Here is a 23,152-nt window from a genome sequence, read left to right on the forward strand (position 1 = left end):
CTCTTTCGTCAGTAGATCTTGGGCTCGTGCTCGCCCTCGCCGACCAGCGGGCGGCCGGTACGCTGCCACTCCACCATGCCGCCGACGACGCACATGGCGTCGAATCCGACGTGGGTCAGGTACTTGACCGCCTCGAAGGACCGGCCGCCCTGCCGGCAGATGACGTAGAGCTGGGCGTCGTAGTCCAGTTCGTCCAGCCGGGCCGGGATGTCGTCCACCGGAATGTGGACGGCGCCCGGGGCGTGGCCCAGCGCCCACTCGTCGGGCTCGCGCACGTCGAGCAGGATCGCGCCGGCCTTCTCCGCGGCAGCGCGCGCACTGTCGTCGAATTCACCTGGCACCTCGTTCAGCGGTACCGTCGGGACCTCGGAGCTCGTCACGTGTTCGATCCTGCCATGGGTGCCGTACGATCGCGGACTTCCGTGCCCGTCCATCGGTGCGAACACCGCACACCTGGGACGCGCCGGGCCAGCGGGCCCCGCGTAGGTTATGCCGCGCCGACTTCCGACCGGTGCCCCGATTTCTGGGGGGATGTGGATAAGTCGGTGTAGTTATCCACAGATTCCACAACCTGATCCACAGGTGTCAGCTATCGTCCGGCGCATCGTCCACAGGCTGACGCTATCGCGGCTTCAACTGGGCGATCACCGGGCGACGGTTGCGAACGACCGATCCGGGACTCCCCTCCAGCCATCCCGGAGCGGTCATCCGCCGCCTTGTTCGGGAGCTGCGCCGTCGAAGCTCCCGACATGTACTTGGACGGAAGCGACCCGGATTCGGTTCCATAAAAAAACGACAACCCTAGTGAAAACTTGAAATGCGCCGATCTGGGCGGTGATCTCGGTAGCCTGGCGCTATGAACTCGAGCAGGGGGCTACTTGACGGATTGGACACCGCCGGAATCGACATCGCACTGAGGGAGGCCGCGTGCCTCGGCCTCGCCGTCGATGCCGACACCGGCCGACTCGAACTCGACCTCGAAGTACTCACACTGCCCGCACAGGAATCCACACCTGCCGATATCAAGGTCCGGATGACCTTCCACGGCGTCAGCCGGGTGGCCGCCTCGCTGCGCATCCACCGCTGGGACGACGTCGAACCCACCGTGCTGCCGCTGGAACTGGACGGGCTCGGCGATGCCATCACCAGTTTCGGCGGCGGCAGGCTGCACGGCTGGGATTTCATCGACATCGACGACAGCAGCTGGTCGCTGTGGAGCGAGCTGCTGAGCTTCGACACCATGATCGATCAGCGCGTCTCGCCGCATGTGCTCGAGTTCTCCCAGGAGGAGGGTCTCGATCCGCGCGAACTCGACGTGCGGGTCTGGTTCGACAGCATCACCATCCACGACCCCCGCGGCAAGCAGATCCCGCTGCCGGAGTTCATCGCGGGCGGCCGGCGCTGGTGGGCGGCGCACGACGCGGGCGATCCGCGCACCAGGCGGCCGGGGATCGCGCCCCCGCTCTGAGCCGGCGACAGCCGAGCAGATGCCGCATACCGGGCCGATCCGGTGTGCGGCATCGGCGTTTCACCGATAGACGTTCCCGGAATGGGTATTCGCCCCGGCGAACGGTTCGACCTGCCCCACCCGCCCGCATTCGCGATCCACAGCCCGGACCGCCCGACTAGTTAGTCGCTTCCCGGCATGGTTCGATGCACGAGTGCGGTTCTTACTGCTCGCCGATGAACGTGGCGCGGCAGCGCCCGGGCCCACCCGAGTGAGCACCGTCACCGGAATGCCGGGGCATCCGGGCAAGTTGGAACCGATCGGGTGTACGAATGATGGTCGAGAGCGCTCGCGAGGTTCGTGAGTGCGCGGCCCGACAAGGAAGGGACATCGTGGCTGAGTACACGCTGCCGGATCTGGATTACGACTACAGCGCCCTGGAACCCCACATCTCCGGGCAGATCAACGAGCTGCACCATTCCAAGCACCACGCCGCATACGTCGCCGGTGCCAACACGGCACTGGAGAAGCTGGAAGCCGCCCGTGAGGCCGGCGATCACAGCGCCATCTTCCTGCACGAGAAGAACCTCGCGTTCCACCTCGGCGGACACGTGAACCACTCCATCTGGTGGAAGAACCTGTCCCCCAACGGTGGCGACAAGCCGGTCGGCGAGCTGGCCGCGGCCATCGACGACCAGTTCGGTTCGTTCGACAAGTTCCGCGCGCAGTTCACCGCCGCGGCCAACGGCCTGCAGGGCTCGGGCTGGGCGGTGCTCGGCTACGACACCCTCGGCCAGAAGCTGCTGACCTTCCAGCTCTACGACCAGCAGGCCAACGTGCCGCTCGGCATCATCCCGCTGCTGCAGGTCGACATGTGGGAGCACGCCTTCTACCTGCAGTACAAGAACGTCAAGGCCGACTACGTGACGGCGTTCTGGAACGTCGTCAACTGGGCCGACGTGCAGGACCGTTTCGCCAAGGCCGTGAACCAGGGCAAGGGCCTGATCTTCGGGTAAGAGCATCCGACGCGCCCGGGGCCGCGACACCGCATGGTGTCGGGGCCCGCTGCGTTTCTGCTGGTGAAAAGCCCTCTGCGGGTCGACGCCGAGACGTACTGGCACTCTTTGGTACTTGTGTGCCAGATGCCTTCGGGTTCATTCTTCAAGTCCACAGTTCGAGGACGGGCAATGCCGCCCCCGGTTCCATGACGGGAGGCCTCATGCGCAGCGATGGTCAGATCGGCGTCACGCCGTTCCAAGCGCGCGGATCTCTTCGCGGGTTCGTCATCTCCGGGCGCTGGCCCGATACCACCAAGGAATGGGCGCAGCTGCTGGTGCTCGCGGTGCGGGTGGCCAGCCTGCCCGGGCTGCTGTCGACATCGACGGTGTTCGGGGCGCGCGAGGATCTGCCCGATGATCCCGAGCCGGGCACCGTCGGGCTGGTACTGGCCGAAGGGCCGGTGCTCGGTGAGTCCGCGGTGACGCCCGGCAAGTTTGCCGAGCATGTGCCGCCCGCCCTGCTGATGCTGCATCCGCCGTCCGAAACCAATCCGTCGCTGCCCGAATGCAGCGGGGCCGCCTCGGGCTGTGTGCTGCTGCCCGGCGTGCCGCATCTGGGGCTGGAACACCGGGCCGCATGGGCCGAGGCCGAGTTGGACGGAACGGTGACCTCGCTGGTCAGCCGGGTCGGGCTGGATCCGATCAGCGATCCCGACACCGCGGTTCTGGCTATGCTGCTGGCCGCGTAAGGGCACCCGAAATCTACCGCACGGATCACCAAACTTATTGCGCGCATTGCGATTTCGACAACAGCGAGTTGCCGTCGCGACGCCAGGGCGGGTAGAGTCGGCAGCAGCGAAGGGGAGTAGCCCCCAATCGCGTAGTCGACATACTGATCCGCCGCCGCGTGTGGCGCGGGTCCGGCTGCGTGAACCGGAACTTCTCCGGTGGGCGAGACCTTCGGCCGAGACAACCTTGACGTTGTCGGCCGGAGGCGTCCCGTTTTCCGGCCGACTGGCCGGAGCCCGGGAGAACACATCACATGATCGCCACCGTATTGCTGAGTATCGGCATCGTCTTCCTCGCCGAGCTCGGTGACAAGTCCCAGCTGATGGCGCTGACGTTCGCACTGCGCTATCGCTGGTGGGTGGTGCTCGGCGGAATCGCCACCGCCACCGCCGCGGTGCACGTCATCTCGGTCGCCGTCGGCCACTTCCTCGGCGCGGCACTGCCGACCACGGCGATCGCGCTGGTCGCCGCGCTCACCTTCCTCGCCGTCGGCGTCTGGACCCTGCGCGAGCACCTCGATCCCGAAGACGACGCCGAAGCCGCTCCCAAGGTCTCCCGTTTCGCCACCGCGGCCCCGTTCCTGGTGGTGCTGTCGGCGTTCCTGCTGGCCGAACTGGGCGATCGCACCATGTTCGCCACCGCCGCCCTGGCCACCGATTACGACTGGGCGGGCGTCTGGCTGGGCTCGACCATCGGCATGGTCGCCGCGGACGCACTGGCCATCGCACTGGGCATCCTGGTCGGCAAGCATCTGCCCGAACGCGCCATCGGCATCGGTTCCGGGCTGCTGTTCCTGTTCTTCGGTTCGCTGACGCTCACCGGGCTCGCCTGGCCCGGCCTCGGCACCCTGCCGGGCGCGGCCGTCGCGATCACCGTGCCTGCCCTCGCGGGGGCGGTCTTCTACGTGCTGACCCGGCGCCGGACAGCGGTCGCAGCGCCCATCGCGGCAACCGATGGCTCAGAACAGCCCGCTGAGGAATTGCGCTGACGCCGATATCAGCCGCCCGCCAGCGCCTGCCCGTACAGATCCCCGCCGCGAACGACGAGCTCGAGCAAGGGTTCGCGGAGCGCACGAAGCCCGGCCACATCATCGGTGGCGATCTTGCCCGTCACCATCGCGCCGACGGCCGCCGCGAGGGTTCGGCAGGCGAAGCGCTGTTCGGGCGTGCGGGCGTCGAGGACCTCGGCGATCCGCTCCACGAACAGGTCCTGTAGCTCCATCCGCCGGGCGACCGCCTTCGCTCCGACGGCGTAGACCTCCACGAGGAACAGCCGGGCACCGGCCGGATCGTCGGCCAGATGCCGCAGGTAGGTGTCGAAAAGCCGGCGCATTCGCTCGACCGGGTCGATATGCGCCGGATCGCCGGGATCGGCTGCGGGGGCATCGGTCTCGTCGATCCGGGCGAGCAGCTGCTCGACGGCCCGCTCGTAGGCGGCCTCGAAACAGTCTTCCTTGGAACGGAATTGCTCATAGAAGGTCTCGCGCGAGACACCGGCCTTCTTCAGGATCGCCGCGACCGACGTTCCGACATAACCGTTGTCGACCATCGCCTCGCCCATCGCGTGCAGAATCCGCTCGCGTTGTGAGGCGACGACCTGCTCCCGGGGCAGACCGTGCCGGCCGCGCGGCAGCTGGCGGAGACTGGTGGCCGGGTCGGTCATGGCTGGCTACTCCGGTGTTCGGTCGGGCGGGTGCTGACCCATTCTGCTGGTTCGCGCGGGCTGCTCGGTCGTGAAGGGTGTCGCTTCGGTGCGCGCGATGCTCAGGGCCTCGTGCACGCCGCGCCGCAACGCCAGCTCGGTGACGCGTTGTGCGATCGGCCGCAACGGCAGCACGAACCGCACCCACCAGGGCGAAACCACCTGTCGGCGCCTGCGCGCGATGGCCCGTTCGACGGCGTCGATGGCCGGGCCCAGCGGCGCCACCCCGGACACGGTGCTGCGCCCGAGCAGCGAGCGTGCCGCCTCGGTGCCGAATCCGCGCGCGGTCATATCGGTGTCGAGTTCGGCGAAATACGCGACGCCGACCTTCGCCCCGGTGTGCCGGAGTTCGTGACGCAGGGTGTCGCCGAGTGCCTCGACCCCCGCCTTCGACGCGCTGTAGGCGCCGAGCAGCGGCAGGTGCACGGCCGCCGCCAGCGAGGAGACCACCAGCGCGTAGCCCTCGGAATGGGAGATGTGCGGGCCCGCCGCGCGCACCGTGTAGTACACGCCGAGGACGTTGACCGCCAGCGTCCGCTCCATCACCTCCGGATCACCGCCGATCAGCGGAAGTTGTTTGGCTACACCGGCATTGGCGACCACCACATCGAGGCCGCCGAGTTCGCCGACGACGTCCTCGACCGCGGCGTCCACCTGCGCGCGGTCGCTCACATCGCAATAGCGCCACGGCGCCCCGCCGCACTCGCGCGCCACCTCCGCCAGCGATTCCGATTCCAGCCCGAGCAGCGCCACCTGCGCGCCGTGCGCGGACAACTGCCTGGCCAGCGCGGCTCCGATGCCGCGGGCCGCACCGGTGATCAGCACCCGGCGGCCGGCGACCGATCCACCAAATATCGACGTCATGCGGCCGACGGTACCATCAGCGAACACTAGTGTTCGCAAATTGCCCGGACCGCTGGGCCCCGAGGCCAGGGAGTGGTGATCCGCGCCTCACCGGTGACCCGTTAGGGTGCAAATTGACGAAGGGCCAACTGGCTTGTCACGAACGAGAGGACCATCGTGGAGATTTCGGGTTCCGCCGCCATTGTCACCGGAGGCGCGTCCGGCCTCGGCGCCGCCACCGCCAAGCGTTTCGCCGAACTGGGCGCCACCGTCTTCGGGCTCGACGTGCCGCAGTCGATCGAGCGGGCCGGCGACAACGTGCCCGCCGGTGTCACCCTCCTTCCGGCCGATGTGACCAGCAACGACGAGGTCAGCGCCGCCGTCGCGAAGGTCGTCGAATCCGGCGCGCCGCTGCGCATCGTGGTCAACTGCGCCGGTGTCGGCTGGGCCGGGCGCATCCTGTCCAAGAACGGCCCGCACGATCTGGAGCTGTTCCGCACCGTCATCACGGTCAACCTGCTCGGCACCTTCAACGTGATGCGCCTGGCCGCCGACGCCATCGCCAAGACCGATCCGGTCGACGACTACGGCCAGCGCGGTGTGGTCATCAACACCGCCTCGGTCGCCGCGTTCGAGGGCCAGATCGGCCAGATCGCCTACTCCGCCTCCAAGGGCGGCGTGCACGGCATGACCGTTCCGGCCGCGCGTGACCTGGCCCAGTTCGGCATCCGGGTGAACACCATCGCCCCCGGCATCATCGACACCCCGATGCTGGCCGGCGTCACCGAGGAGTACCGCAAGGGCCTCGAGGCCGGTGTGCCGTTCCCGTCGCGGCTGGGCCGCCCGGACGAGTACGCGCAGCTGTCGCAGTACATCGTCGAGCACGACTACCTCAACGGCGAGACCATCCGCATGGACGGCGCGCTGCGCATGGCGCCGCGGTAATCCCGCGGTAGTACTACCCGCCCGGCATCGTTTCGCGCTGCCCGGCGCTCGGCGCCCGCCCTCCCGCTCACCGCGGGTCGGCGGGCGTTCGCGCGTGCGGCGAGGCGGGAGCGCGGCCCCGGCAGGCCGCGAACTCGCTAGCCGGCGCTACCGGTCGCCGGGCGCGAGCGCCAACGCTCGCAGGCCTCGTGGTCGGCGTCCGGCCGGTCCTTGCCATCGACCGCGCAACCCTGGCGCGTGTAGCCATCGCGGCCGATGCCATTGCGGTCATAACCGAAACGGTCCCGTCCGAAGCGGTCGTAACCGGAACGGTCAAAGCCCGAACGGTCGTAGCCGGACCGGTCGTAACCGTGCACGTCATAGCCGTCGGGGCCGTACGGGTCCGGCGGCGGGGGCGGGCAACCCGTGCCCATATCGAACCCACCGTCCGGGCAGGGCTTCGGCGGTTTGTGCTCCGGTGGCGGGGTGGGCGCGGGCGTCGTCGGTGGTGGTGTTGTCGGCGGCGTCGGCGCTGTTGTCGGCGGCGTCGGCTGAGTGGGCGCCGTGGTCGGCTGAGTGGGCGCGGTCGGCGTCGAGCCGATCGGCTCGGCGAATGCGGGCGCTACCGTCGCGGCGGGAGCGAGCACAAGGGCCCCCAGCAGAACAGTTCGGGCCACCGCCCGGCGAATGCTACGGCCACGCAGGGTCGTAGTCGACATGATCGATCTCCTGTCCGGAGCGCGGATCTCGCACTCCGGATGATCTATCGCCTTCAGCGACAGCTACTTGTACAAATCCCAGACCAAGGGCTGGGTCGCGCACATCGGCGCCGAATCGAACAGCAGGAGATCGGACTCATTGCGCCGCACCGCGGTTGGATGCCGTGCGTTAGCGGATGGATAGCCCACGCGACCGGCCGCGGTGGACGAACCGTGGCTCCAGCGCGCAGATATCGCCGGGCTGGTGTGGCGTCAGCGGCGCGGCGGCACGACTGTGGCGAGGGCAGCCCGCCGTATCGGCGGACTGCCCTCGGCCCGCATCAGAGCGTGCGGGTGAGCCGATCGGTGAGGATGTGGGCGAACTTCGCCGGATCCTTCAGCTCGCCGCCCTCGGCCAGCACCGCGGTGCCGTACAGCAGTTCGGCGGTCTCGGTGAGCTCGGGGACCTTGCCCTCGTCGGCGTCCTGCTTGCGGGAGTCGTAGGCCTCGCGCAGGCCGGTGACCAGCGGGTGGGTCGGGTTCAGCTCGAGGATGCGCTTGGTTTCCGGCAACACCTGGCCCGAGGCCCGGTACATCCGCTCCAGCATCGGCGTGAAATCGAAGACGTCGCCCACCAGGCAGGCCGGTGAGGTGGTGAGCCGGTTGGTCAGGCGCACCTCCTTGACGTTGTCCTCGAGGGTCTTGCCCAGCCAGCCCAGCAGCTCGGCGAACTCCTTGTCCTGCTGCTCACGCAGCTGCTCGGACTCCTTCTTCTCCTCTTCGGTCTCCAGATCGACCTCGCCCTTGGCGATGGACTTGAACGGCTTGCCGTCGAATTCCGGCACCGAGCCGACCCACATCTCGTCGACCGGATCGGTCAGGATCAGCACCTCTAGCCCCTTGGCCTGGAACGCCTCGAGATGCGGTGAGCTCTCCACCTGCTGGCGGGATTCGCCGGTCATGTAGTAGATCGAGTCCTGGCCGTCCTTCATCCGCTCCACGTACTGCGCGAGCGTGGTGAGTTCGGAGTCGGAGTGCGTCGAGGCGAACGACGACACCTCGAGGATGGTGTCGCGGTTGTCGAAGTCGGAGAGCAGGCCCTCCTTCAGGACGCGGCCGAACTCGCGCCAGAAGGTCTGGTACTTGCCCTGGTCTTCGGCGCCCTGCAGGTCCTTGACCGTGGACAGCACCTTCTTCACCAGGCGCTTGCGGATCATCTGGATCTGGCGGTCCTGCTGCAGGATCTCGCGCGAGACGTTGAGCGAAAGATCCTGGGCGTCCACCACACCCTTGACGAAGCGCAGGTACTCCGGCATCAGCTCTTCGCAGTTGTCCATGATGAACACCCGCTTGACGTAGAGCTGCACGCCCCGCTTGTGCTCGCGGGTGAACAGATCGAACGGCGCCGTCGACGGAATGAACAGCAGCGCCTGGTATTCGAAGGTGCCCTCGGCCTTGAGTGGGATGGTCTCGAGCGGCTCGTCCCACGCATGGCTGACGTGCTTGTAGAACTCCTTGTACTCTTCGTCGCTCACCTCGCTCTTGGGGCGGGTCCACAGCGCCTTCATGGAGTTGAGGGTCTGCTCTTCGACGATCGTCTTCTCTTTTTTGTCCTCGCCCTCACCCTCGGTGACGGTGCGCTCCACCGACATGCGGATGGGCCAGGCGATGAAGTCGGAGTACTTCTTGACGATCTCGCGGAGCTTCCACTCCTGGGTGTAATCGAAGAGGTGATCGTCCTCGTCGGGGGCCTTGAGCTGCAACGTCACCGCGGTACCCGGCGGGGCGTCGTCGACGGTTTCGATGCTGTAGGTGGAGCTACCGGCCTCGGCCACCCAGCGGGTGGCCTCGGTCTCGCCCGCGCGGCGGGTGGTCAGGGTGACCTTGTCGGCGACCATGAAGGTCGAGTAGAAGCCGATGCCGAACTGGCCGATCAGCTCCTCGGCGGCGGCCTCGGATTTGGCCTCGCTGAGTTGTTTGCGCAGCTGGGCGGTGCCCGACTTGGCGAGCGTGCCGATCAGGTCCACCACCTCGGCGCGCGACATGCCGATGCCGTTGTCCTTGACCGTGAGGACCCGCGCGTCCTTGTCGACCTCCAGCTCGATATGCAGGTCGGAGGTGTCGACGTGCAGGTCCTTGTCCTTGTAGGACTCCAGCCGCAGCTTGTCCAGCGCGTCGGAAGCGTTCGAGATCAGCTCCCGCAGGAACGTGTCTTTGTTGGAGTAGACCGAGTGGATCATCAGCTCGAGCAGCTGATGGGTTTCGGCCTGGAACTCGAGTGTTTCGACGTGCTCAGTCACGCCGAAATATTACCGCCGCCGCCGACCGCCTCCGACGCCCGAGAGCGGTCCCCCACTCGCGCGAGATCGGCCGGCCGCGCGAAATCGGCCAGCGCGGGCACCTCCAGCTCGGCGCGGTGCGGGCCCGGCACCCGCGGGCACATCCATTCCCGCAGCACCATGGTGGCGCGCACATCGTCTTCGTTGTATTCGAGCAGCCGGGTGCGCTGGGTGAGATCGGGCGCGCCGTCGTAGCCGACCGCGAGCCGGTACCAGCTCATCGAGGCCTCGCCGTTGGCCTCGGCATCGCGCCAGGCGAAACCGGCCACCGGCGCGATCTTCTTGAGGCCCTTGCCGTTCGGGCAGATGAACTGCTCGGTGACGGCTTGGAACATGTCGACCCACTGCGGCGAATCGACGAAGGCGCGCACCTGCTCCACCGTCGGCACCCCCGGCTGACCGGCGAACCGGCGCGCCGACTCGTAGAGCCACTTGTCCTCGGCGGTACGCGAATAGCAGTAGGCGGCAAAGGTTTTGCCGGCGGCGGTGGCCTCCGCCCGCACGCGCATCAGCCAGGTCCAGAATTCGCCGAAGGAACGCCCCTCGTCCTCGGTGGGCAGCGGATCCCAGGTGACGAACGGCCGGTACACCCCGTCGAGCAGGGTGCCCCACAGGTACGCGCCGAACTCCTGGAAGCTCTCCAGATCGACGTCGACCTCGACGTCGGCCCGGCGCACCTTCACCTGGTCGAACCGGCGCACCAGTGGCGCGCCCGCGATCCAGGCGCGCGCGGTGACCACGGCCTCCTCGAACGGGCCGTGCTGCCAGTCCTCGGGTTCGGGACCGGACCAGGCGGCCAGATCGTCGATGGTCTGCACGCCGTGCCCGCGCAGCACGTCGGCGCGGGAGCCCGGCGCGACCAGGCTGACGTCGCGGTGGTCGATCAACCAGCCCTCGCACCCGCGCCCGTCGGCCCCGCCGCGGTTCCACCATGGGCACTGCCTGCACTCGGGCACCTTCGACGGCACCGTCGGCAGCTCACCGCGCACCACCGCGATCCGGTCGGCGTAGCGCTGGTCGTAATCGGCGAGCACCTGGGTCAGATCGTGGACCAGGATGCGGTCGAAGTGGTAGCCGATCACCCCGCCGACCAGGGCGGGGCTGGCCAGCCCGTGCCGTTGCAGCATGCGGTAGAGGTGGGCGAGGCGTTGCTGATCGCGCGGCTGCTGACGCAGTTTGCGGTGCGGATCCGGCTGCGGATCCCAGTGGTACAGATCCGAGGTGGTTGGGTGGAATTCGGCCGGCTCGGGCTGACGCGGATCGGTGACCTTGTGGTTGACCACGATCACCGGGATATAGCCGCCGCGGTCCAGATCGCGCAGCAGGATCTCGGCGCCGCCGCGGCGACCGGTATCGGGCTCCTGCGGCAGCAATCCGCCCCAGATGCACAGCGCTCCCGCCGCGCAGGCGCGCATGGTGGATTCGGCGCGATCGGCCGCGCGCAACGCCGGATCGATCACCACCCACTGTTCGGGACGGGCGCCGACCAGGGCGTCGCGTACCCGCAGCCGATGCGCGACGGCGGCCTCGCGACGCTGCTGCACGCCCGCGTCCTCGCGGACGCCGGTGAGCAGCTCCGGATGCGTGGCGTTCATATTCAGCCGGTGCCTGCACCCGATCAGCGCCCTGGCATCGAGAAACGCGGTCGCTGCGGCGACGGACCGATCCTGCTCGGTTCCCTCGTCCAACTCGCGACCCTCTCGATCGGCCCTGCCCGGATGCACGTAAGCAGTATGGTCCCTACCCCCGACAGATCAGCGAATCGTCGCCCGCGTCCCCGGCGTTCGCCCGCCGCCCTCGCAGCGACCGGCCGCGACCGGATAGGGTGTCGGCAAACCGTGTGACATGGGCGGACGGGCAACTTCGCGCGCCGAGCCGCCAGGGCGAACCAGCATGACGGAGGGCCAACGATGGGGTTGTTCACGAAGCGCAAGCGGCGCCCGAGCCGCCGGGCCGAGGCGAAAGCCCTCAAGCACAAGGCGGCCCTGGAAGCCAAGCTCGCCGCCAAGAACGATCGTAAACAGCGGCGCGCTGAGACCCGCACCCAGAAGAAGGTGGCCAAGGCTCAGATCGCCGCGCTGCAGGCGGAGGAGAAGGCCGCACTGAAGGCCGCGGCCAAGGCCGAGCGTGATCCGTTCAGCGTCGGACAGGTGAAGAAGTACATCGGCGTGGCCAGGATCCTGGTGCCGGTGCTCGCCCCGCTGGCCTACCGCGGCGCCACCGCGGTGCGCGCCCAGCTCGACAACCGCAAGGCCCACCAGCTCGGTATCGGCGTCGAACAGCTCGGCGAGTACACCGGCCACGGTGCCCGCCTGCACGCCAGGATCGCCAATACCGAGGCCGCGCTCGACAAGGTCGGCGCGGGCGACAACGGCGAGGGCAAGAAGTTCGTCGCGGCGACCCGCGACCGCCTGGAAGCGCTGAGCGCCGCCGTGCGCACCGCCGACCAGATGCCCGCACAGCGCCGTCGCGCCGTGCACGCCTCCATCGCCGACGAACTGACCGGCCTCGAATCCGACGTCCTGGCCCGCCTCGGCGTGCGCTGATCCACCGCACCGATGTACCGACGCCCGACCTCCGGTAGCCCGCGCGGCTTCCTGGTCGGCGCGTCGGCCGGCGCGCTCGCGGTCGCCGCGCACGGGCTGGCCGGTGGAGCGTATCCGTCGTCGGCCGAACTGGCGCTGATCCTGATCGCCGCTTCGGTGACCGGTCTTGCCGCCGCCGCGCGGCCGATGGGCTGGGGTCCGGTGCTCGCCTGGCTGGCCGCTGGACAGGCGGGCGGACATGTCGCCCTCACCGGTCTCTACGGCCACGAGCACGCCTCCCCCACCGCGGCCGCACCGGCAGGCGAACTGCTCGGCGGATATCTGCCCTCGGGCCCGATGTTGCTGGCGCACTTCACCGCGACCGCCGTCTGCGCCGCGCTGATCCCGCTCGCCGAGCGGCTCTATCGCGCGGTATCGGCGGCCGTGCGGATCGTGGTGACGGCGCCGCGCACGCCCTTCACGCACCGCCCGCCGAATGCCGGTGTCGTGATCTTCCGGCTGCTCGGCCGGTCTCCGATCGGTGCCGCGGGCCCGCGCGCCCCGCCCCTGGCACGCCCGGCCTGACGCATCAATACCTTTCGGAGAGAAAGCACTTCATTCATGAAAACGTTCATTTCGCGTGCCATCTGCACGGTGGCGCTCGGCGGCGGACTGCTCGCGCTGACCGCCGGGGTCGCGAACGCCCACGTCACCGTCGACGCGCCCGGTGCGAAGCAGGGTGCGATGGCGGTGGCCACCTTCCGGGTTCCGACCGAATCCGATACCGCCGCGACCACAGCCGTCACCGTCACCGTGCCCAATCTCGCGGTTGCCATGACCGAGCCGATCCCCGGCTGGACCGCCAAGGTCGATCGCAATGACAAGTCCCAGGTCACCGCCGTGACCTGGACCGCGGATCCGGGTAACCCCGGTGTCGGGCCCGGCCAGTTCCAGCAGTTCGCGGTGGCCCTCGGCCCCCTGCCGCAGCAGGATTCGGTGAGCTTCCCGACCAAGCAGACCTACAGCGACGGCAAGGTCGTCGATTGGAATCAGCCTGCCGATCAGGGCCTGGTCGCCAACCCCGCCCCCACCCTGACGCTGGCCGCCGCCTCCGGCGATTCACACGGCACGCACGGCGTGGAGAGCGAAGATCAGGCCGCGGCAACCGAATCCGATGATTCCGGCACCGACACCACGGCCCGCTGGCTCGGCGGAATCGGGCTTGCGGTCGGCTTGGTCGGGCTCGGGCTCGGCGTCGGCTCGGTCCTGCGGGGACGGCGGTCGTGAGCGGCGGGCGCGTGCGACTGCGCGCAGTATTGCTCACCCTGCTCGCCGGGGCCGTGTGCCTCGGTGTCGGCGCCACCGTCGCCGGGCCTGCCGCGGCGCACTCCGCGGTGGTCGGCACCTCCCCCGAGGACGGCGCCTCGCTGGATGCGGGCCCCGAGCGGGTCACCATCACCTTCAACGAGAACCTGCAACCCAACTTCCCCTCGCTGACCGTGGTCGGCCCCGACGATCATCTGTGGTCCAAGGGCGATCCGGTGGTCGACGGGAAGACGGTGAGCGTCGCGGTCGGCGAACTCGGACCGGCGGGCACCTACCGGGTCGGCTACCGGGTCACCTCCGCCGACGGGCATCCGGTGGAAGGCAAACTCACCTTCACCCTCACCACCCCCGGCAATGGAACCCCCGGCCCCGCACTGGGTTCGGCGGACGCGGGCGACGGCGATTCCGGCGGCATTCCGATCTGGGTGTTCATCGTCGGCGCGATCGTGCTGTTCGGTGGCGGACTGGCGTTCGCGTTGTTCGGGACGGGCCTGTTCGGCAAGGGCAGCGGTAAGAGCGGCCGGTGACCGATCGGGCGACCGGCGGCCGTGACCGCCGTCCGGCACTGCTGCTGGTCGTCCCGTCCGGGCTGCTCGGTGTGCTGCTGGCCTGGGCACTGACCGCGGTGACGGCCGAGAGCGCGGTCCGGGTGCTCGCCGATCTGGCCGGGGCCACCGTGCTCGGGTTGGCCGCGCTGCCGCGGGTACACGAGCGGCTGCGGCCGCCGTGGCGGCTGCTTGCGGTGCTCGCCGGAATCTGGTGCGGCAGTGAATTCGTGGTGCTGGTGTTCGAGGCCGCCGACGTCGTCGGGGTGCGGGTCGGCGCGTTGGACGCCGGACGGTTCGCCACCTTCCTCACCGAGCTCAGCGGCGGCCAGGTCGGTATCGCGATCCTGATCGGGACCGGTGCCATCGCCTGCTATTCGGCGCTGGCGTTCCGGCGCCCGGCGACCGCCTCGCCGGATCTGGTGCTGGTCTTCGCGGCGGTGGCGCTGACGCTGCGGCCGATCACCGGGCATATGTCCCAGCAGCCGTTCGGCTCGGTACTGGCCGCCGTGCACGCGCTGGCCGCGGGCGCGTGGCTCGGCCTGTTGATCGGACTGGCGCTGGTGGTGCGTTCTCGTGGCGAATGGGCGCTCGCCCTGCCGCGCTACTCCGCGGTGGCGCTGCCGCTGGTGGCGGTCGTCGCGGTGACCGGATTGGTGAACGGCCTGGTCCGGATCGCCGGGCTCGCGCCGCTGGTGCAGACCGGATACGGACGGGTGCTGCTGGCCAAGACACTGATCCTGGGCGTGCTGCTGGCCCTCGGCTGGTGGTGGCGCCGCGATTGGGTCGGCCGCGCCGCCGATCACCGGATGCCCGCCGATGCCTCGCTGCGCCGGGCCACCGTCGAGGTGGTGGTGATGGCAGCGGCGTTCGGCCTGGCGGCGACGCTGGCCGTCACGGCATGACGGGCGCGGGCGAACGCCCGGTTAAGGTTGCGCCATGACCGAAGTGAAGATCGTCGCCGACTGCGACGCCTCGGCCGAAACCGCGTTCGCCTACGTGAACGATTACCGCAACCTGCCGCGCTTTCTGCGCGAAGTGCAGGAGTTCACGCCGGTGGGCAGCCAGACCGAAGGTGTCGGTGCGACGTTCGACGGCCACATCAAGCTGGGGCCGGTCTCGCTGAACTCCCGGATCCAGGTGGTGCGCTGGGAACCGCATGTCGCGATCGGCGTGAAGTCGATCAAAGGATTCGAGGTCGAATCGACCTTCCTGTTCCACGCCAAGGACGCCGAGCGGTGCACCGTCGACGCCATCGTCGACTACCGGGTCCCCGGTGGACTGGCGGGCAAGGCACTCGGCAAGACCATCGAGCCGTTCGTCAAGATCGCGGTGAAGCACAGCACCGACAACCTCACCAAGCAGATCGCGGAGTTCCACCGGACCCGCGGGGCCGACGGCACGGAATGAGCACTGCCGGCGGGACACAGCGAGTGTGGGAAATCGGTCGAATGCCCTGCTCAAATCCCCATTCGCAGCTGGCGGTGACCTCCTGCACAGGCATAGCCTTTAGGTATGAAGAAACCCACCTTCGGGCAGCGCATTGCCTATGATCTGGGCCGCGAGCTCCCCGCGGACCTGCACGAGTGGGTGGTCCACGACCTGGTCGGGCACGGGGCCATGGAACGCTATCTCGTGCGGTTCATCGGGCCGATCATTCCGTTCTTCGCGCTGGTGCTGCTGTTTCCCGGACCGATGCCGCTCAAGCTCGGGCTGATCGTGATGATGATCGTGCCGCTGATCATCTTCACCGTCGCGCTCAGCTATGTGTGGCGCCGGTATCGGCTGGTGCAGCACGGGCTCGATCCGGGGTTGGTCGATCACGGCAAGATTTCCGACCACGATCGCGAGATGTACGAACTGCGCTACGGACATCGATAGGCGTACCTCGGCCTTCGCTCCGGCCATGCGCGGTCCGGCGCCCGGCTGCGCCTGATCGTGTCGGGCCCAAGGGAACGGACCCAGACCGAGCGGTCCGTTCGGGGTGAAACCCGGCCACCTCTAAGCTGAGGGCCATGACCGAACCGACAGATGTTGTGGCGACCGCGGACCTGGCCGACGAAATCGGCCCCGAGATTCGCAGCTGTGATACCCAATTCATCCAGTTCGGCGGCCGCGCGGCATTCTCCGGCCGGATCACCACCATCCGCTGCTTCCAGGACAATCTGCTGGTCAAGCAGACGCTGAGCGAACCGGGCGAGGGCAAGGTGCTGGTCGTGGACGGCGGCGCGAGCGTGCACACCGCTCTGGTGGGCGACATCATCGCGGGCCGCGGCGTAGCCAACGGCTGGGCCGGCGTCATCGTCAACGGCGCCGTGCGCGATTCGGCCATCCTGCGCACCCTCGACATCGGTATCAAGGCGCTGGGCACCAACCCGCGCAAGAGCACCCAGACCGGATCCGGCGACAAGGACGTACCGGTGGAGTTCGGCGGTGTCACCTTCGTGCCGGGCGACATGCTCTACAGCGATCACGACGGGGTCGTGGTCCGCGCAGCGGACTGATCCGGCCTACTCCGCGACTCGCGCCTGGTGACCGGCGAGGGCGACCACATCGCCGACGTGCAGTTGCCGTCCGCGCCGTAGCTCGACCTCGTCGTTCACCCGCACCAGACCCGCGGCGATCACCGTCTTGGCTTCCGAACCGGAATCGATCAGATTGGCCAATTTGAGAAATTGGCCGAGCCGAATGGCTTCGTCATCGATCGGCACATCGACTGGTTCCGACATGAACTAAATACTTACTCCTCCGGCCCGGCCGAGACTGCAGCGGCCCAGCATCCGGCACTGATCCGCCATTTCTGAGACGTCGCAAAGGGGTCGCGAACACGCCGCGACAAACGACCGGCAAATCCACCCCAACGGTCACACTGGATCGGTGACTTCCGCGCCAGACGACCTACGCACGACCACCGAGCTATCCGCGAGCAGACCCGCTGCGCCGGTACCGCATCGGGGGCGCGGCCGGTTGGCCGAGGTTCCGCATTACGCCGGGCTGGTGCTCGGTGTGTTCGCGGTGGCATGTCTGCTGTGGAGCCTGTCGCCCGCGCTGCGCTATCTGACCCACGCGCCCCGCCACTACATCGACGACTACTACTTCGACGCTCCCGACACCAGCCTGGTGTGGGCACTGGTGGTGGGTCTGCTCGCGGCGGCGACGGCCGGACGAAAACGCATCGCCTGGTGGTTGCTCGTCATCTACCTGGTGACGTGGGTGCTCGACAACGTCGTCGCCTTCCTCACCGACCGCGATGTGAACGCCCTGGTCGCGGCCGTGGTGCACGTGGCGGTGATCGGTGTGCTCATCGCCGCCTGGCCCGAGTTCTACACCCGGGTGCGCCGCGGTGCCGGCCGCAAAGCGCTGCTCGCGCTGATGGGTGGGGCCGCTCTCGGCTGCCTGCTCGGCTGGGGCCTGGTGGAGATGTTCCCCGGCTCGCTGCCCGCGGGGGCGCAACGCCCGCTGTGGGCGGTGTACCGGGTGACCGGCGCGATCCTGGTGGAGAACGAGCAGTTCGACGGCTCGCCGCATCATTTCGTGAATTTCCTGCTCGGCCTGTTCGGCGCGGTCGCCCTGCTCAGTGCCTTCATCGTGCTGCTGCGCTCCCAGCGCGCCGACAACGCCATGACCGGGCTCGACGAATCCGCGCTGCGCGGACTGCTGGCCCGCTCCGACGTGGAGGATTCGCTCGGCTATTTCGCCACTCGCCGCGACAAGGCCGTGGTGTTCGCGCCGAGCGGCAAGGCCGCCATCACCTACCGGGTCGAGCTCGGTGTCTGCCTGGCCAGCGGTGACCCGATCGGCCTCAAAGAGGCGTGGCCGCAGGCGATCGATGCCTGGCTGCGCTTGGCCGACCAGTTCGGCTGGGCGCCCGCGGTGATGGGCGCCAGCGAACTCGGAGCGACCGCCTACCGCAGAGCCGGGCTGTCGGTGCTGCGCCTCGGCGACGAGGCCGTGCTCGACACCAGGAACTTCTCCCTGGCCGGCGCCGAGATGAAGCCGGTCCGCCAAGCCGTCAACCGATTGCGCCGCCAAGGCATGTGGGTGCGGATCCGGCGCCACTCGGATATCCCCGCCGATGAGTTCGCCCAGATCGTGGCGCGGGCCGAGGCCTGGCGCGATACCGAGAACGAGCGCGGTTTCTCGATGGCGCTCGGCCGGCTCGGCGACCCACTCGATGGCGACTGCCTGCTGGTGGAGGCCGTCGACTCCGACGACCGCGTACTCGCCATGCTGTCGATGGTCCCGTGGGGCCGCACCGGAGTATCGCTGGAGTTGATGCGCCGCGACCCGCTCGGACCCAACGGCGTGATGGAGTTGATGATCTCCCAGCTCGCGCTCACCTCCGACCAGTACGGCATCACCAAGATCTCGCTGAACTTCGCGGTGTTCCGTTCGGTATTCGAGGAAGGCGGACGCATCGGTGCCGGGCCGATCCTGCGGGCCTGGCGCGGGGTGCTGCTGTTCTTCTCCCGGTGGTGGCAGCTCGAAGCGCTATACCGGTCGAATGTGAAATATCAGCCGATCTGGGTGCCGCGGTTCTTCCTGTTCGAGGAACGCAGGCAGCTGCCGCGGGTGGCGATGGCCAGCGGCCTTGCCGAAGGGTTCCTGCCGCGCTTCGGCGCCGAACCGGACCCGGCCACGCACACCGGACGCCACCCCGCCGTCCCGCCGACCAGCACCGGCCTGCACGCCGACGGCAGCCCGCCCGAGCCGCCCGAATCCGAGGCCGAACTCCAGCTGGCGCGCAGGCCCGAACAGGTGCGGGTGCGGATGAACAAGCTGGATCGGCTGGCCGCCACCGGCATCGACGCCTACCCCGTCGCCTATCCGCCGACCCACACCGTCGCGGCGGCGCGCCGGTCACCGCGCGGGACGACGGTGCGGGTATGCGGCAGGCTGCTGCGCATCCGCGACTACGGCGGCGTGGTGTTCGCCGTGCTGCGCGACTGGTCCGACGACATCCAGCTGGTACTCGACCGGGAACGGCTCGGCGCCAAGCGCTGCGCCGAATTCGGCGAATTCTTCGACCTCGGCGATCTCATCGAGGTCAGCGGGCGGATCGGGCGCAGCAGGCGCGGGGAGTTGTCGCTGCTGGTCGCGGACTGGCGGATGCTGGGCAAATGCCTGCACCCGCTGCCCGACAAGTGGAAGGGCCTGGCCGATCCGGAGGCGCGGGTCCGGCAACGCTACGTCGACATGATGATCAACCCGGAGACCCGCGACGTGCTGGCCAAACGCAGTGCGGTGGTGCGGTCGCTGCGGGATTCGCTCACCGACTGGGGCTATATCGAGGTCGAGACGCCGATCCTGCAGCAGGTGCACGGCGGCGCCAACGCGACGCCGTTCCGCACCCATATCGACGCCTACGATCTGGACCTCTACCTGCGCATCGCCCCCGAGCTCTACCTCAAACGGCTCTGCGTCGGCGGCGTGGAGAAGGTGTTCGAACTGGGTCGCACCTTCCGCAACGAGGGCGTGGATTTCAGCCACAACCCGGAATTCACCATTCTCGAGGCGTACGAGGCGCACAGCGATTACGAGCGGATGATGCACCTGTGCCGTCAGCTGATCCAGAACGCGGCCCTGGCCGCCAACGGCGCGATGGTCGCGATGCGCCCCAAGGGCGACGGCACCTTCGAGGCAGTCGACATCTCCGGTGAATGGCCGGTCAAGACCGTGCACGGAGCCATCTCGCAGGCCATCGGCACCGAGATCACTCCACGCACCGACGTCACGCGGCTGCGAGAGTTGTGCGACGCCAACACGATCCCGTACCAGCACGCCTGGGACGCCGGCCAGATCGTGCTGGAAATGTATGAGCACCTGGTGGAAGACCGCACCGAAGAGCCCACCTTCTACATCGACTTCCCCACCTCGGTCTCCCCGCTCACCCGCAGCCACCGCCGCATCGCGGGCGTCGCCGAACGCTGGGACCTGGTGGCCTGGGGCGTCGAATTGGGCACCGCCTACAGCGAACTCACCGACCCGGTCGAACAACGACGCCGGCTCACCGAGCAGTCCATGCTCGCGGCGGGCGGCGACCCGGAGGCCATGGAACTGGACGAGGACTTCCTGCAGGCCCTCGAACACGCCATGCCACCCACCGGCGGCCTCGGCATGGGCGTCGACCGCATCGTCATGCTGATCACCGGCCGCAGCATCCGCGAGACGTTGCCGTTCCCGTTGGTCAAGCCACGCTGACGCGATCGGCTCGCCGAATGTTTCGCGCGCCGAGCCCGCGGGCAATAGTGTGGAGGATCCGGCGCCAGGAGGAGGCCGCCGACACACATCGGATTGGGGATCTTCGTTGTATCACCTCGACTTGCTGACCAACGCCGCCACGCTCGATCACTCGACCTGGGCGAGCCCGGACGTGTGGACCGCGGCCATGGAGCAGGAGCTGGCGAAAAGAGGCGGCAAAGGCAAGAAGGGCAAGGGCGGGCTGATCATCGGGATCATCTGCGTCGTCGCCATTCTCGCCATCGTCGTGGCGGTCGTGCTGCTCATGAAGCGCAAGAAGAACGCCCAGCCGCCGCAGGGCCAGATCCCACCGCAGGGCCAGTACCCGCAGGACCCGAACAACCCATACCCGCCGCAGGGTCAGTACCCGCAGCAGGGCCAGTACCCGCAGGACCCGAACAACCCGCCCCACGGCGGCCAGTACCCGCCGCAGGGTGGGCAGTACCCGCCGCAGAATCACTAGACGGACGCGTCACTCGCACCGGGCCGTAGCTCCACGGGTCGGTGCGAGATAGCTCCAGTAGAGGAAACCGGACAACCGATCGCGTTCGGTTGGCGGGCGTTCCGGTGTAGCCCTATTGTTATTCGCGGTGTGTGCGTCGGGGCCTCGGATGTTATCCGGGTGTGCGCACTCGACGGGTGGAATGGTGTTCACTTCGTGTGCACCGGTGCGCCATCCGACGAGTTCAGCATCATAGCGACAGCGTGTACGGGAACGCCCTGATCAGGGGCGATGGGTTGACTGGAGCAGTATGCAGTTCAAGAAGGTTGCCGCGGCACTCGGCGCGTGCGTGGCGATCGCATCCGGGTTGGTTGTCGGAGGTAACGCCGTGGCAACGGCCGCACCCGGATGCCCGAGTCTGTACGTGGTGGCGATTCCCGGCACCTGGGAAACCGGCCATGACAAGAAGCCACAGCCCGGCATGCTGTCCGGCGTGACCAACGGGCTCGGCCCGGAGACGAAGGTCGACTACGTCACCTACGCCGCCACCGCTTTCCCGTGGGAGGGCGATGTCTACGGCCAGTCCAAGCGTGAGGCCACCGACAAGGCGCGCGGGCTCGTCGGCGCGATGGCGCAGCGGTGCGGTGCCACCAAGATCGGCCTGGTCGGCTACAGCCAGGGTGCCGACGCCGCAGGCGATCTCGCCGCGGAGATCGGCACCGGCGTCGGCGTCGTCCCGCCGAGCCGGATCGCCGGCGTCGGCCTGATCTCGGATCCGCGGCGTTCGCCGAACGATATCCAGGTCGGCCCGCACGCGGGTGGTGCCGGTGGCGGTGGGCCGCGGGTCGGCGGCTTCGGCTGGATCCACGACCGAGTGCGCACCATCTGCGCCGTCGACGACCTCTACTGCGCGACAGCCTCGGACGATTTCGTCACCCGCTTCGCCGGATTCCTTGCGCAGAGCTCGGACGCCAATCCCGCGAACATGTGGCGCTACCAGCTGGAAGCCGGTGCGATCATCAACGATCTGATGGCGAACGGCGGCATCCCGACCCTGCAGGCCCAGCTCACCGAATCCGCCAACCAGCAGCGGATCAAGGAGCTGGAGGACTTCTACCAGTCGCACGCCCACACCAGCTACGGCACCTACCAGGTGGGCGGCGGGCAGACCGCCATCTCCTGGATGCACAACTGGTTCGCGCGCATGGCGTGATCAGCGGCTCCGCCCTGCGGCCACCCACTCGGCACTGCCGGGTCGGTGGCCGCAGTCGTGTGCGCAGCCGCTAGCTGCTACCGAAGGAACCGGTAGCGCCGGGCAGCACCCGATGCAGGATGCGCGGTCCGGAACCGTCGGGGCCCGGGCCGCCGGGGCGGTGATCGTCCAGGTACAGGCGACGCTCACCATCGCGGTGCTCCCCGAGGTGCAGCCCCGGTCGACTCACCTCATCGGCGCTCGCCGCGACCGGGGCAGCCGCCTCGGCGACCTGGGTGGTGGCTGCGCTCGGCGCCTCGGCCGATGCGGTGGCAGCGACCGCCGCCACCGGTACCGCGGCGAGCGCACCCGCCACCGCGACCCGAAGGCCGATCCGTCGAACAGAAGACAGTTTCGTGGAGTGCAACGTCAATCCCTTTCTCCCGGAACATGAACCGCGTCCGCGGTGCACGAACTCCAGGAAAGCCGCCGACGCTGGGACAGCGGTGGGACCGAGCTGGCAGTCTGCTGGGAATGGCCGTGTGGGTCAGGCCTTGATGTTGCGCGGCAGCAGCTCCCAGACGTGCCCGTTCTCGTTGATGGTGGCGGCGGTGCGCCGTCCGGTGCGAGAGAACAGGATCCGGGTGATCGAGCAGTAGTCGATGGGGAACGTCAGCGGGCGGGCCAGGCCGAGAATGTCCTGGAGCAGGATATTGACCACCCCACCGTGCGCGAACGCGACCACGGTATCGGTGTGGTCGGCGCGCACCGCGATATCGGTGATCGTGTCCAGCACCCGCGACTTGAACGCGGGCTCGTCGATCACCGTCGGCAGATGACCGGCCTTGATCCGATCGTATTCGGCCCGGAACTCCACCTTGGCGTCCTCGATCGGGATGTACGCGGGCAGGTCCCGGTCGTATTCGGCCAGCCCGTCGAGCACCTCGACCTCGAGTCCCAGCTTCGCCGCCGTCGGCCGCGCGGTCTCCAGCGCCCGGCGCTGCGGACTGCTCACCACCCGCGCGATCCGATGATGCGCCAGCGCCGCGGGCACCCGCTCGGCCTGCTCCAGGACATTCTCGGCCTGGCCCGCCCGCTGACGTTCCCCATCGACTACTGCTCGATCACCCGGATCCTGTTCTC

At 68.5% G+C, this 23,152-nt stretch carries 25 protein-coding genes; 16 read left to right on the forward strand and 9 right to left on the reverse strand.

What is annotated here, in order from left to right; translation table 11 throughout:
• Positions 1 to 8: 8 nt before the first annotated feature.
• On the reverse strand, positions 9 to 380 hold the full coding sequence (locus GV790_RS24930; RefSeq protein WP_163816677.1) for a rhodanese-like domain-containing protein: 372 nt from the start codon (positions 378 to 380) through the stop codon (positions 9 to 11).
• A gap of 476 nt (positions 381 to 856) precedes the next feature.
• Between GV790_RS24930 and GV790_RS24935 the strand changes: the two genes are divergently transcribed.
• The 4 genes from GV790_RS24935 (at position 857) to GV790_RS24950 (ending at position 4,222) form a co-directional block, all read left to right on the forward strand.
• On the forward strand, positions 857 to 1,468 hold the full coding sequence (locus GV790_RS24935) for a hypothetical protein (protein WP_175586002.1): 612 nt from the start codon (positions 857 to 859) through the stop codon (positions 1,466 to 1,468).
• A gap of 371 nt (positions 1,469 to 1,839) precedes the next feature.
• Entirely contained in the window at positions 1,840 to 2,463 is a 624-nt protein-coding gene (locus GV790_RS24940) for a superoxide dismutase (protein ID WP_014348386.1), read from the forward strand.
• A 203-nt stretch (positions 2,464 to 2,666) separates the two neighbouring features.
• Positions 2,667 to 3,194, forward strand: coding sequence for a peptidase (locus GV790_RS24945; protein ID WP_163816680.1), 528 nt, complete (start codon positions 2,667 to 2,669; stop codon positions 3,192 to 3,194).
• Positions 3,195 to 3,487: 293 nt separating this feature from the next.
• Entirely contained in the window at positions 3,488 to 4,222 is a 735-nt protein-coding gene (locus GV790_RS24950; RefSeq protein WP_163816683.1) for a TMEM165/GDT1 family protein, read from the forward strand.
• 8 nt (positions 4,223 to 4,230) lie between these two features.
• Here the strand turns inward: GV790_RS24950 and GV790_RS24955 are convergent, their stop codons facing one another.
• Both GV790_RS24955 and GV790_RS24960 read right to left on the reverse strand, forming a co-directional pair.
• Complete coding sequence (locus GV790_RS24955; RefSeq protein WP_163816685.1) at positions 4,231 to 4,896, reverse strand: TetR/AcrR family transcriptional regulator; 666 nt, start codon at positions 4,894 to 4,896, stop codon at positions 4,231 to 4,233.
• Positions 4,897 to 4,902: 6 nt separating this feature from the next.
• Complete coding sequence (locus GV790_RS24960) at positions 4,903 to 5,799, reverse strand: SDR family NAD(P)-dependent oxidoreductase (RefSeq protein WP_163816687.1); 897 nt, start codon at positions 5,797 to 5,799, stop codon at positions 4,903 to 4,905.
• 156 nt (positions 5,800 to 5,955) lie between these two features.
• On the opposite strand from GV790_RS24960, the gene GV790_RS24965 reads away from it, so the two are divergent.
• Positions 5,956 to 6,723 carry an SDR family NAD(P)-dependent oxidoreductase gene (locus GV790_RS24965; RefSeq protein ID WP_014348381.1) on the forward strand — a complete coding sequence of 256 codons (768 nt, stop codon included), beginning with the start codon at positions 5,956 to 5,958 and terminating at the stop codon, positions 6,721 to 6,723.
• Positions 6,724 to 6,860: 137 nt separating this feature from the next.
• On the opposite strand, the gene GV790_RS24970 is transcribed toward GV790_RS24965, so the two are convergent.
• From GV790_RS24970 to GV790_RS24980, 3 genes are all read right to left on the reverse strand, one after another.
• A complete protein-coding gene (locus GV790_RS24970; protein WP_163816689.1) occupies positions 6,861 to 7,421 on the reverse strand; it encodes a hypothetical protein in 561 nt (186 codons plus the stop codon).
• Between the two features lie 320 nt (positions 7,422 to 7,741).
• On the reverse strand, positions 7,742 to 9,700 hold the full coding sequence (gene htpG, locus GV790_RS24975) for a molecular chaperone HtpG (RefSeq protein WP_163816691.1): 1,959 nt from the start codon (positions 9,698 to 9,700) through the stop codon (positions 7,742 to 7,744).
• On the reverse strand, positions 9,697 to 11,334 hold the full coding sequence (locus GV790_RS24980; RefSeq protein WP_228805985.1) for a TM0106 family RecB-like putative nuclease: 1,638 nt from the start codon (positions 11,332 to 11,334) through the stop codon (positions 9,697 to 9,699). Before GV790_RS24980 ends, htpG begins: the two co-directional genes overlap by 4 nt.
• Before the next feature lie 315 nt (positions 11,335 to 11,649).
• Between GV790_RS24980 and GV790_RS24985 the strand changes: the two genes are divergently transcribed.
• The 8 genes from GV790_RS24985 to rraA all read left to right on the forward strand — a co-directional run bounded on the left by GV790_RS24985 (position 11,650) and on the right by rraA (position 16,639).
• Positions 11,650 to 12,285 carry a DUF6474 family protein gene (locus tag GV790_RS24985; RefSeq protein WP_163816701.1) on the forward strand — a complete coding sequence of 212 codons (636 nt, stop codon included), beginning with the start codon at positions 11,650 to 11,652 and terminating at the stop codon, positions 12,283 to 12,285.
• 12 nt (positions 12,286 to 12,297) lie between these two features.
• Entirely contained in the window at positions 12,298 to 12,849 is a 552-nt protein-coding gene (locus GV790_RS24990; RefSeq protein WP_163816703.1) for a hypothetical protein, read from the forward strand.
• Positions 12,850 to 12,885: 36 nt separating this feature from the next.
• Entirely contained in the window at positions 12,886 to 13,551 is a 666-nt protein-coding gene (locus tag GV790_RS24995) for a YcnI family copper-binding membrane protein (protein WP_163816705.1), read from the forward strand.
• Positions 13,552 to 13,562: 11 nt separating this feature from the next.
• On the forward strand, positions 13,563 to 14,117 hold the full coding sequence (locus GV790_RS25000) for a copper resistance CopC family protein (protein ID WP_163816727.1): 555 nt from the start codon (positions 13,563 to 13,565) through the stop codon (positions 14,115 to 14,117).
• Positions 14,114 to 15,040 carry a copper resistance D family protein gene (locus GV790_RS25005; RefSeq protein ID WP_163816706.1) on the forward strand — a complete coding sequence of 309 codons (927 nt, stop codon included), beginning with the start codon at positions 14,114 to 14,116 and terminating at the stop codon, positions 15,038 to 15,040. Before GV790_RS25000 ends, GV790_RS25005 begins: the two co-directional genes overlap by 4 nt.
• Before the next feature lie 34 nt (positions 15,041 to 15,074).
• A complete protein-coding gene (locus tag GV790_RS25010; RefSeq protein ID WP_163816708.1) occupies positions 15,075 to 15,545 on the forward strand; it encodes an SRPBCC family protein in 471 nt (156 codons plus the stop codon).
• Positions 15,546 to 15,650: 105 nt separating this feature from the next.
• Entirely contained in the window at positions 15,651 to 16,016 is a 366-nt protein-coding gene (locus GV790_RS25015) for a DUF5313 family protein (protein WP_163816710.1), read from the forward strand.
• Positions 16,017 to 16,150: 134 nt separating this feature from the next.
• Entirely contained in the window at positions 16,151 to 16,639 is a 489-nt protein-coding gene (rraA, locus tag GV790_RS25020) for a ribonuclease E activity regulator RraA (protein ID WP_163816712.1), read from the forward strand.
• Between the two features lie 6 nt (positions 16,640 to 16,645).
• Here the strand turns inward: rraA and GV790_RS25025 are convergent, their stop codons facing one another.
• Positions 16,646 to 16,864 carry an RNA-binding S4 domain-containing protein gene (locus tag GV790_RS25025; protein ID WP_036531561.1) on the reverse strand — a complete coding sequence of 73 codons (219 nt, stop codon included), beginning with the start codon at positions 16,862 to 16,864 and terminating at the stop codon, positions 16,646 to 16,648.
• A 148-nt stretch (positions 16,865 to 17,012) separates the two neighbouring features.
• On the opposite strand from GV790_RS25025, the gene lysX reads away from it, so the two are divergent.
• The 3 genes from lysX (at position 17,013) to GV790_RS25040 (ending at position 22,030) form a co-directional block, all read left to right on the forward strand.
• Positions 17,013 to 20,336, forward strand: a complete 3,324-nt coding sequence (gene lysX, locus GV790_RS25030) for a bifunctional lysylphosphatidylglycerol synthetase/lysine--tRNA ligase LysX (protein WP_175586003.1) — start codon at positions 17,013 to 17,015, stop codon at positions 20,334 to 20,336.
• 106 nt (positions 20,337 to 20,442) lie between these two features.
• Positions 20,443 to 20,838, forward strand: a complete 396-nt coding sequence (locus GV790_RS25035) for a hypothetical protein (RefSeq protein ID WP_163816715.1) — start codon at positions 20,443 to 20,445, stop codon at positions 20,836 to 20,838.
• 289 nt (positions 20,839 to 21,127) lie between these two features.
• Positions 21,128 to 22,030 carry a cutinase family protein gene (locus GV790_RS25040; RefSeq protein WP_163816717.1) on the forward strand — a complete coding sequence of 301 codons (903 nt, stop codon included), beginning with the start codon at positions 21,128 to 21,130 and terminating at the stop codon, positions 22,028 to 22,030.
• Positions 22,031 to 22,100: 70 nt separating this feature from the next.
• Here the strand turns inward: GV790_RS25040 and GV790_RS25045 are convergent, their stop codons facing one another.
• Both GV790_RS25045 and GV790_RS25050 read right to left on the reverse strand, forming a co-directional pair.
• Positions 22,101 to 22,442 carry a hypothetical protein gene (locus GV790_RS25045; RefSeq protein WP_163816719.1) on the reverse strand — a complete coding sequence of 114 codons (342 nt, stop codon included), beginning with the start codon at positions 22,440 to 22,442 and terminating at the stop codon, positions 22,101 to 22,103.
• 114 nt (positions 22,443 to 22,556) lie between these two features.
• On the reverse strand, positions 22,557 to 23,081 hold the full coding sequence (locus tag GV790_RS25050) for a histidine phosphatase family protein (RefSeq protein WP_163816731.1): 525 nt from the start codon (positions 23,079 to 23,081) through the stop codon (positions 22,557 to 22,559).
• Positions 23,082 to 23,152: the final 71 nt, after the last annotated feature.

This window comes from Nocardia cyriacigeorgica (assembly GCF_010858045.1).
Lineage (GTDB): Bacteria > Actinomycetota > Actinomycetes > Mycobacteriales > Mycobacteriaceae > Nocardia > Nocardia cyriacigeorgica_E.

Bases quoted from the DNA above. Each gene is read 5' to 3' on its own strand.
- GV790_RS24955 (WP_163816685.1), bottom strand. From the start codon at position 4,896: ATGACCGACCCGGCCACCAGTCTCCGCCAGCTGCCGCGCGGCCGGCAC.
- GV790_RS24950 (WP_163816683.1), top strand. From the start codon at position 3,488: ATGATCGCCACCGTATTGCTGAGTATCGGCATCGTCTTCCTCGCCGAG.
- GV790_RS24985 (WP_163816701.1), top strand. From the start codon at position 11,650: ATGGGGTTGTTCACGAAGCGCAAGCGGCGCCCGAGCCGCCGGGCCGAG.
- GV790_RS24935 (WP_175586002.1), top strand. From the start codon at position 857: ATGAACTCGAGCAGGGGGCTACTTGACGGATTGGACACCGCCGGAATC.
- GV790_RS24995 (WP_163816705.1), top strand. From the start codon at position 12,886: ATGAAAACGTTCATTTCGCGTGCCATCTGCACGGTGGCGCTCGGCGGC.
- GV790_RS25015 (WP_163816710.1), top strand. From the start codon at position 15,651: ATGAAGAAACCCACCTTCGGGCAGCGCATTGCCTATGATCTGGGCCGC.
- GV790_RS24945 (WP_163816680.1), top strand. From the start codon at position 2,667: ATGCGCAGCGATGGTCAGATCGGCGTCACGCCGTTCCAAGCGCGCGGA.
- GV790_RS24970 (WP_163816689.1), bottom strand. From the start codon at position 7,421: ATGTCGACTACGACCCTGCGTGGCCGTAGCATTCGCCGGGCGGTGGCC.
- GV790_RS25025 (WP_036531561.1), bottom strand. From the start codon at position 16,864: ATGTCGGAACCAGTCGATGTGCCGATCGATGACGAAGCCATTCGGCTC.
- GV790_RS24960 (WP_163816687.1), bottom strand. From the start codon at position 5,799: ATGACGTCGATATTTGGTGGATCGGTCGCCGGCCGCCGGGTGCTGATC.
- GV790_RS24990 (WP_163816703.1), top strand. From the start codon at position 12,298: ATGTACCGACGCCCGACCTCCGGTAGCCCGCGCGGCTTCCTGGTCGGC.
- GV790_RS25010 (WP_163816708.1), top strand. From the start codon at position 15,075: ATGACCGAAGTGAAGATCGTCGCCGACTGCGACGCCTCGGCCGAAACC.
- rraA (WP_163816712.1), top strand. From the start codon at position 16,151: ATGACCGAACCGACAGATGTTGTGGCGACCGCGGACCTGGCCGACGAA.
- GV790_RS24980 (WP_228805985.1), bottom strand. From the start codon at position 11,334: ATGAACGCCACGCATCCGGAGCTGCTCACCGGCGTCCGCGAGGACGCG.
- GV790_RS25040 (WP_163816717.1), top strand. From the start codon at position 21,128: ATGCAGTTCAAGAAGGTTGCCGCGGCACTCGGCGCGTGCGTGGCGATC.